Annotated in this window: 9 protein-coding genes; all 9 read left to right on the top strand. The window is 48.5% G+C overall.

Translation table 11 applies throughout. From position 1 onward, the window contains the following. The first annotated feature begins 192 nt into the window (after positions 1 to 192). The gene (gene prfA, locus KW93_RS03125; protein WP_033541508.1) at positions 193 to 1,266 is read left to right on the top strand and encodes a peptide chain release factor 1; all 1,074 of its coding nucleotides are present in this window, start codon (positions 193 to 195) and stop codon (positions 1,264 to 1,266) included. Further along, the gene (prmC, locus tag KW93_RS03120) at positions 1,259 to 2,116 is read left to right on the top strand and encodes a peptide chain release factor N(5)-glutamine methyltransferase (protein WP_033541507.1); all 858 of its coding nucleotides are present in this window, start codon (positions 1,259 to 1,261) and stop codon (positions 2,114 to 2,116) included. Before prfA ends, prmC begins: the two co-directional genes overlap by 8 nt. Before the next feature lie 88 nt (positions 2,117 to 2,204). Further along, positions 2,205 to 3,197, top strand: coding sequence for an L-threonylcarbamoyladenylate synthase (locus KW93_RS03115; protein WP_033541509.1), 993 nt, complete (start codon positions 2,205 to 2,207; stop codon positions 3,195 to 3,197). 25 nt (positions 3,198 to 3,222) lie between these two features. Beyond that, positions 3,223 to 3,660, top strand: a complete 438-nt coding sequence (locus KW93_RS03110) for a low molecular weight protein arginine phosphatase (protein WP_033541506.1) — start codon at positions 3,223 to 3,225, stop codon at positions 3,658 to 3,660. Between the two features lie 163 nt (positions 3,661 to 3,823). Continuing rightward, positions 3,824 to 4,261 (top strand): ribose 5-phosphate isomerase B, encoded by a 438-nt coding sequence (gene rpiB, locus KW93_RS03105; RefSeq protein WP_033541505.1) that lies wholly within the window; start codon positions 3,824 to 3,826, stop codon positions 4,259 to 4,261. A gap of 12 nt (positions 4,262 to 4,273) precedes the next feature. Continuing rightward, positions 4,274 to 4,858, top strand: a complete 585-nt coding sequence (locus tag KW93_RS03100; protein WP_033541504.1) for a TIGR01440 family protein — start codon at positions 4,274 to 4,276, stop codon at positions 4,856 to 4,858. Then, positions 4,845 to 6,080 (top strand): serine hydroxymethyltransferase, encoded by a 1,236-nt coding sequence (gene glyA, locus KW93_RS03095; protein ID WP_033541503.1) that lies wholly within the window; start codon positions 4,845 to 4,847, stop codon positions 6,078 to 6,080. Before KW93_RS03100 ends, glyA begins: the two co-directional genes overlap by 14 nt. A gap of 75 nt (positions 6,081 to 6,155) precedes the next feature. Further along, positions 6,156 to 8,330, top strand: coding sequence for a bifunctional diguanylate cyclase/phosphodiesterase (locus KW93_RS03090; RefSeq protein WP_033541502.1), 2,175 nt, complete (start codon positions 6,156 to 6,158; stop codon positions 8,328 to 8,330). A gap of 131 nt (positions 8,331 to 8,461) precedes the next feature. Continuing rightward, entirely contained in the window at positions 8,462 to 9,091 is a 630-nt protein-coding gene (upp, locus tag KW93_RS03085) for a uracil phosphoribosyltransferase (RefSeq protein ID WP_033541501.1), read from the top strand. The last annotated feature ends 45 nt before the right edge of the window (positions 9,092 to 9,136 follow it).

Genomic DNA, 9,136 nt, shown 5'->3' with positions numbered 1-9,136 from the left:
CCTGCATCGCTTCGCTGCTTCGTCGCAAAGGAGTTGTCCCAAATTCTCTTTTGGGACAACTCCTTGTCTGACGCTGGGATCCGAAAAAGTGAAGCTGAGAGAGAAAGTGACACTGTACTTTTACGCTAAGGGTAGAAAGTATATAATATAGAAGGAAAATGAAAATTGTAACAGGAAAAAGAGGTGACTGCGATGTTTGATCGATTGCAGGCAGTAGAAGATAGATATGACCGTTTAACTGAATTATTGAGTGACCCCGATATCGTCAGCGACACCAATAAGCTCCGCGAATATTCGAAAGAGCAATCCGACCTTCAGGAAACGGTCGAAGCTTACCGTGAATACAAAGAACTGCAGGCGCAATTGGCCGATGCCAAAGCGATGTTCGATGATAAAATGGACGCCGATATGCGGGAAATGGTCAAAGAAGAAGTGAATGAACTGGAAGAAAAAGTGGAAGCGATTGAAGCGCGTCTCCATATTTTATTGATTCCCAAAGATCCGAACGACGATAAAAACGTCATCATGGAAGTCCGCGGAGCAGCAGGCGGAGACGAAGCGGCGCTTTTTGCAGGCGACCTCTACCGGATGTACAGCCGCTATGCGGAATCGAAAGGCTGGAAAGTCTCCATAATGGATTCTTCCCCTACGGGTCTTGGCGGTTTTAAAGAGATCGTCTTCATGGTCTCTGGAAAAGGCGCATATTCAAAGCTGAAATTTGAAAATGGCGCACACCGCGTACAACGTGTTCCCGAAACGGAATCCGGCGGACGCATCCATACGTCAACGGCGACGGTGGCGTGTCTGCCGGAAGTCGAAGAAGTGGAAGTTGAAATCCATGATAACGATATCCGCGTGGATACGTACGCTTCATCCGGTGCCGGCGGCCAGTCGGTCAATACGACGATGTCGGCTGTGCGTTTGACGCATATTCCGACAAACACAGTCGTAACGTGCCAGGATGAAAAATCGCAGATCAAAAACAAAGCGAGTGCCATGAAAGTCCTGCGCGCGCGCGTCTACGATAAATTCCAGCAGGAAGCGCAGGCGGAATACGATGCTGTGCGTAAATCAGCAGTCGGAACCGGCGACCGCTCCGAGCGGATCCGGACCTATAATTATCCGCAGAACCGTGTAACCGATCACCGCATCGGATTGACGATACAGAAACTGGACCAGATTCTCCAGGGCAAAATGGATGAAGTAATCGATGCATTGATCGTGGAAGAGCAATCTGCGAGAATGGAAAGCCTCAATAATGCATAAAAAAGAAAAAATTTTTGAGGCCCTTAACCGGGCTTCTTCTTATTTAAAGGAACATGGACGTGAGGAGGCCGCTGCAGGAATCCTTCTGCAGCATGTGCTGGGCGTCAGCCAGGCGGGTTTACTGGCTTCTTTGCGAGATGAGCTTGCCGAGAAGGACAATGACCAATTCCAGGAATTCATCGAACAGTTTGCAAAAGGCACACCCGTGCAGCATCTGACCGGCTATGAAATTTTCTATGGCAGAAAATTTTTCGTTAACCCGGATGTGCTCATACCCCGGCCCGAAACGGAAGAATTGGTGGAAGAGGCACTGGAATTGATTCGTGTTCATCTTTCGAATCCTTCTCCGGTAATCGCTGATATCGGCACGGGCAGCGGAATCATCGCCATTACCATGAAAAAAGAATTGCCGGCTTCGAACGTGACTGCAACTGACATATCACAAAAAGCGCTGGATACAGCCCGTCAAAATGCGAAGCTGCTGGAAGCGGAAATCCACTTCCGGCTGGGAGATTTACTGGAGCCGCTGCAAGGGCAGAAATGGGATGTCGTCCTGTCGAATCCTCCTTATATCGCCCATTCGGAAGCAGCGGAAATGGCGGATACCGTAAAAGATTTCGAGCCGCATTCGGCTTTATTCGCCGAGCAGGAAGGCCTCGCTCTGTACAGCAGAATGATGGATGGCCTGCCTGATTTGTTGAATAAACCCGGAATCGTCGGGCTGGAAATCGGCCATTTACAGGGAGAGGCTGTGGAAAAGATGCTGAAAAACACTTTTCCACAGGCTGAAGTTTACGTAAAAAAAGATATCAACAAAAATGACCGGATGGTTTTCTGTATCATTAGCTGAGTTGTGCACAAATTGGGTATAATATTCATGGAGTTACCCACAAATGTGGACAAAACAACAGGAACCTGAGGAAATGGGAGTTGCTGAAATGCTGACCGATGTAATTCTTGTGGATAAGAATGTGAATAAAGAAGAAACTTACGCACAGGCTGTGGATATTATCCGGGATGGCGGAATCGTCGCTTTTCCGACTGAGACAGTTTACGGCCTGGGAGCAGATGCCACGAACGCTGAAGCAGTCGGCAAAATTTTCGAAGCGAAAGGGCGGCCGTCGGACAATCCCCTGATTGTCCACGTCGATTCAAAGGAATCGGCTGTCGGTTATGCTGAAGAGGTTTCTGACAAAGCGCTGAAACTGATGGATGCTTTCTGGCCGGGTGCATTGACGCTGATCCTGAAATCCAAGCCTGGTGTTTTCGCAATGAATGTAACCGCCGATCTTGATACAGTTGGAATCCGTGTGCCGAATCATCCGGTGGCGCTCAATCTGCTGAAGCGCCTGAAGCTGCCGATTGCGGCTCCAAGCGCCAATACAAGCGGAAAACCGAGCCCGACGCTTGCCGAGCATGTATATCATGACATGGAAGGGAAGATTCCATTGATTCTTGACGGCGGCCCCACGAAAATCGGCATTGAATCAACGGTGCTCGACATGACCAGCGAGCCGCCGGTAATACTGAGGCCGGGCAATGTAACAAAACAGCAGATTGAAAATGTCATTGGGACAGTCAGATTATCAGCTGAAGTCCAGGGCAGCAAACCTAAATCTCCCGGTATGAAATATACACATTATGCACCGGAAGCTCCTGTATATTTGATTGAAGATGACAGCGGACTGATCAAAAAAGCGATTCAGCACGTGCAGGGCAAAGGCAGGAAAGTTGCTGTACTCAGCGCAGCGGATTATCCTGAAGCTGATTATCATTTTCCTTTGAGCGCAGAAACTTTATACAGCAGTTTGCGCAAATGCGATATGACGGATGCCGATTTGATTTTGGCTGGCGTTTCAGCCGAACATGATGATAATGATTTCATGATGAACCGTCTGGAGAAAGCGGCAGACCATAAATGGTTCAGCTGAATATTCTTGGAAAGCAGGTGGCAGGATGAAAATAGTATTTGTTTGTACAGGAAATACGTGCAGAAGCCCGATGGCCGAAGCGATTCTTGCTTCAAAGGAAATCGCGGGCATAGAAGTCCGTTCTGCCGGCGTTTTCGCGGGCAGCTCGCCAATTTCTGAAAATGCAGGTGCGGTTCTTGAAAATCAGGGCATTGAATTTGAACATACTTCCCGTTCACTGATGCCGGAAGACCTGGAATGGGCGGATATCGTTTTGACCATGACGCTGTCCCATAAACAGCTTATTCTTCAGCAGCACCGGGAGGCTGCGGATAAGATATTTACATTAAAGGAATATGTTACAGGAATACCGAAAGACGTCAGTGATCCTTACGGCGGTTCCTATTCGCTCTATCAGAAGACGTTCGATGAACTGCGCGACCTGATCGGCAGGCTGGAACAGAAACTTTTACAGGAAAAATAAAACGTGCCGTCCACTCATAAGTGGGCGGCTATTTTTTGCAGGCGGGGCTGATGGGATGAAAACGTCCATTTATAGCTTTTTCGCATAAAGATGTTAAAATGAAATCAAAGTGCAAATGTGAAAGAAGGCTTTTGCACTAACAGAAAAGAAAAGAGGGTTATCTATGAAAATTGCTATTTCTTCAGATCATGGCGGCAATGTTCTTCGCAAGGAAATCGTCAATCTCTTAAACGAGATGGGAATGGAATATCAGGATTTTGGACCGCACACAGATGATTCGGTGGATTACCCGGATTATGCGACACCGGTTGCAGAGGCAGTCGTAAAAGGGGAAGCGGACCGCGGCATCCTGATCTGCGGAACAGGCATCGGCATGTCGATCGCAGCCAATAAAGTAAAAGGGATCCGATGCGCCCTTGTGCATGATGTATTCAGCGCAAAAGCGACCAGAGGGCATAACGACTCGAATGTCCTTGCCATGGGCGAGCGCGTTGTCGGACCGGGACTTGCACGGGAAATTGCCAGAACCTGGCTGACCGAGGAATTCGAAGGCGGCCGCCATGATAAACGGATTCAAAAAATCACAAACTTAGAAAGATAAGGAGTGGTCAACATGCAAACTTTATGGCAATTGCAGCTGGAGGAAACCTTGAGTGAACTGGAGCAGGAGATCGTTTTCAGAAAAGGCCAGGTTTTTGTGGTCGGCTGCTCGACTTCTGAAGTCGTCGGACAGCATATCGGCACCGGCGGCGGCTTGGATATTGCCGAAAGTTTGTATGAACCGCTCCGGAAATTCGCGGAGCGCCATAAAATATTTTTGGCATTCCAGGGCTGCGAACACATCAACCGTGCACTGACGGTCGAACGGCACGCTGCTGAAAAATACGGCTGGGAACCTGTGTCGGTCATTCCGGTTCCCAAAGCCGGCGGGTCCATGAGTGCTTATGCGTACAGCATGATGGACGATCCCGTAGTGGTCGAAGAAATCATAGCCCATGCCGGGATCGACATTGGCCAGACAATGATTGGCATGCATTTAAAAAGAGTGGCCGTTCCGGTGCGCACATCTGTTAAACTAATAGGTGATGCGATTGTTTCATCAGCAACCACCCGCCCGAAACTGATTGGGGGAGAACGCGCCAGCTACAATCGTGAGTTTGTTCAACTACAGGAGGGAAATATGGATGGAATTGATTAAAGCACAGGATCAGGCATTATATGAAGCAATGAATGCGGAAAAAAACCGCCAGGAAGCGAATATCGAACTGATTGCATCAGAAAACTTCGTCTCGCAGGCTGTAATGGATGCTCAAGGCTCAGTATTGACCAATAAATACGCGGAAGGCTACCCGGGTAAACGTTATTACGGGGGCTGTGAATTTGTGGATGTAGTGGAAAATATTGCAAGAGATCGCCTGAAAGAGATTTTCGGCGCTGACCATGCAAACGTCCAGCCGCATTCCGGTTCACAGGCGAATATGGCGGTCTACACGGCAGTACTGGAAAAAGGCGACACGATTCTGGGCATGAACCTGAACCACGGCGGCCATTTGACTCACGGCAGCAAAGTGAACTTCAGCGGCATGCAATACAATTTCGTTGAATATGGTGTAGATGAAGAAACTCATTTGATCGATTACGATAAAGTCCGTGAAGCGGCGCTTGAACACAAACCGAAAATGATCGTGGCGGGAGCGAGCGCTTATTCGCGTCAATTGGATTTCGCGAAATTCCGTGAAATCGCTGATGAAATCGGTGCTTACCTGTTTGTTGACATGGCTCATATTGCCGGACTTGTGGCAGCGGGCGCACATCCGAACCCAGTGCCGCACGCGCATTTTGTCACTTCAACCACTCATAAAACCCTGCGCGGCCCACGCGGCGGACTGATTCTTTGCAAAGAGGAATTCGCCAAGAAAATTGATAAAACGATTTTCCCGGGAATCCAGGGCGGCCCGCTGATGCACGTGATTGCAGCCAAAGCAGTGGCTTTCGGCGAAGCGCAGCAGCCTGAATTCAAAGAATACATTGGACAAGTTGTTAAAAACGCTAAAGCTTTGGCAGAAGGCCTGATGGCAGAAGGCGTTGACATCGTATCCAAAGGTACAGAAAATCACTTGATGCTGATCGATACCCGTTCACTCAACCTGACAGGCAAAGTGGCTGAAAAAATTCTGGATGAAGTCGGCATTACGACGAATAAAAACACCATCCCATTTGATCCGGAAAGCCCGTTTGTAACATCAGGGATCCGTCTTGGCACACCTGCCGTTACATCCCGCGGCTTTAAAGAAGCAGAAATGAAAGAAATCGCGTCAATCATGGCGATGCTCCTTAAAAACCCGGAAGATGAAGCGGTGAAGAAAGAAGCGGCTGAACGCACAGCTAAAATGACAGCCAGCTTCCCGCTATACAAATAAAGCAAATGCAGCAGCTGTCCACGTCAGGCAGCTGACTGCTTTTTTTTCCATCGATTACGAAAGAAGGGTTATCTGATGCCAAACAATAAAATGGAAACAGAAAAATACATAATAGTTGATTGGCTCAGCCGCCTTGGTGTCGAATTCCAGACCGGTTTTGTAGTTATCAATTCAGAAATCGAAGATCAGCCGATTCTCTATGCCAATCAGGCGTTTTACGATATGACCGGTTACAGTGAAAATGATGTGATCGGCAGGAACGGAAGATTTCTGCATGGAGAAAAAACGGACCGGCTGGTCAGTGCCAAAATTCGGGAAAGTGCGGTATCTGACCGGGCTGAGACTTTCGAAATCGTCAATTATCGAAAAGATAAAAATCCGTTCTGGAATGAAATTACTGTTCAGCCCATTCGTATGGATGGCGGCGAACATAAATATACGCTGCTGCTGATGAAAAATATCAATGACAGGAAAAGGGAAGAAGCACTGATCCAGCTTCAGCAGGAGGCTTACACCGGTATAGAAAAAGGCTATATGCTCGGTTCGCTTCTGGAAAACGTGTGCCGGATCATCGAGTCGTTCTTCAAGGACGGCACCGCCTGCTCCATTCTGTTTGTGGATGACGACAATAAATTCCGGAATGTGGCCGGAAAGTCGGTTCCGAAAGGGTTCCGTGATTCCATCGAGGGCCGGGAAGCGGGTCCTTCTTCCGGTTCATGCGGCGCTGCCTATAATGGAGGGCAAACGGTGATCATTGAAAATATGCTGGAGGACGAGCTCGGGGCGGATTACCGCGAAGTTGCCATCGAATACGGCTTCAAATCCAGCTGGTCAGTGCCGTTTCTCGATAAGGATGGAAATGCCATCGGCACTATGGGCATCTATTTCCCCTCTATAACAAAGCCGGATGACAAGGACTATAATTTCCTGGAAAGAATTGCGCCGACGATTTCATTGACGGTCAAATATTCCCGCCAGCAGGAAGAAATGCTGAAGCTTGCATATACAGACCGGACAACCGGTCTGCGCAACCGCAATTATTTCATGATTGAGCTGGCTTCGCTGCTTTCTGAAAATAAGGAAGGTATGGTCGCTTTCCTGTCAGTGGACGAATACGTTAATGTTGTGGATCAATATGGACATCGTGCGGGAGATCAATTGATCCAGGAAATCGGGAAGCGCTTCAGCATGGCCACTTCTTCACGGGACGCTTTGATCGCCCGTTTCTCGGATTCGACTCTTGCACTTGTCAGTTTGATGCCTCTGGACCAGATCCCGGATTATCTGGAAGAACTCGCAAAATTACTGGCAGAACCGATAACGGTAAGGGATATGGAATTATTCCTCTCACTGAAAACCGGCGTCTCCATTATTACAGCGATGCAGCAGGATGTTGAAGAATTGATTCGCTATGCTGACAGCGCTTTATCAAAAGCGAAACTGCGGCCAGGCGATTCCATCTGCTATTACGAAAACGAGCACGATGAACATATGATGAGAAATCTGCGCATCGCCAATGAGCTGACGGCTGCACTCCGCCGTAAAGAGATCAAAGTCCATCTCCAGCCGAAAGTGGATATGCGAAACGGAAGGATTATAGGCTTCGAAGCGTTGGCACGCTGGCATTCCCCGGAACTCGGCAACATCGCGCCGGATGTTTTTATACCGGCGGCTGAAAAAAATGGCAAGATTCGTTTGCTGGAACAGGATGTGTTGAAACAGGTGCTCGAATGGCTGAAAAGACGCCAGGAACAGAAACTGCCTCTTCAGCAGATAGCCATCAATATTTCGGCTGACCATTTCTTCCACCATTCATTTGTCCCGAATCTGGTGGATATGACGGCCGAATATGGCATCGACCCTGGCCTGATCCAGCTTGAAATTACGGAACGCATCGGCTTTGTCGATATTGAGGCTGCCCGGAAAATTTTCAGGCAAGTGACGAAATACGGATTCACGAGCTCCGTCGATGACTTCGGGACCGGCTATTCTTCGTTGAGTTATCTGCAGAAACTGCCGGTCAGTGAAGTGAAGATCGACCGGTCGTTCATCTCCAAGATGCATGAAGCGGATACCCTGGCAATTGTACGGACAATTATTCAGCTGGCGGAAAACCTCGGCCTTTCATCTGTCGCAGAAGGCGTAGAGACGGAAGAGCAGAAACAGCAGCTGCTGAAGCTGGGCTGCCACATCGCGCAGGGCTATTATTTCTACCGGCCGATGCCAATGGAAGATGCGAATATCCTTTAAACCGGAGCCCAGTCTCCGGTTTTTTTGCGTTATAAAAAAACTGAAAAATTGCAATGCTCGCTGAGGCGTTCAGAGCTCAATATTTTCTGTTATACTTATTTGGATAATGTGAAAAAAAGGAGAGATGCGCCATGGGGAAAGTATATGTTTTTGATCACCCGCTAATTCAGCATAAACTGACATACATCCGCGACAAGTCGACCGGAACGAAAGAATTCCGCGAATTGGTGGATGAAATATCAACTTTAATGGCATTTGAAATCACACGCGATCTTCCGCTGAAGGAAATTGAAGTGGAGACACCGGTGCAACTCGCCAAAGCAAATGTATTGGCAGGCAAAAAAATGGCTGTTGTGCCGATTCTGCGTGCCGGAATCGGAATGGTTGACGGTATTTTAAAATTGATCCCTGCAGCCAAAGTCGGTCATATCGGCCTTTACCGTGATCCGGAAACTTTGCTGCCGGTCGAATATTATTTCAAGATGCCTTCTGACGTCCAGGAACGTGAATTGATTGTTGTCGACCCTATGCTCGCGACTGGCGGCTCGGCAATCGAAGCAGTGAATTCCCTCAAGAAACGAGGAGCGGTGAAAATCCGTTTCATGTGCATCATTGCAGCACCGGAAGGCGTCGAAGCTTTGCAGAACGCGCATCCGGATGTGGACATCTATATCGCAGCCCTTGATGAAAAACTGAACGACCACGGCTACATCGTTCCAGGTCTCGGCGATGCCGGAGACCGCCTGTTCGGGACAAAATGAAATAGAAAAGCGACGGCGAAGAGATGGCCCAAGGTTTATGGGCCC

The sequence above is a fragment of the Planococcus sp. CAU13 genome (assembly GCF_000775575.1).
Lineage (GTDB): Bacteria > Bacillota > Bacilli > Bacillales_A > Planococcaceae > Planococcus.
Note: the sequence above shows the minus strand (reverse complement) of the source record. Positions and strands in the feature narration are given on the sequence as shown.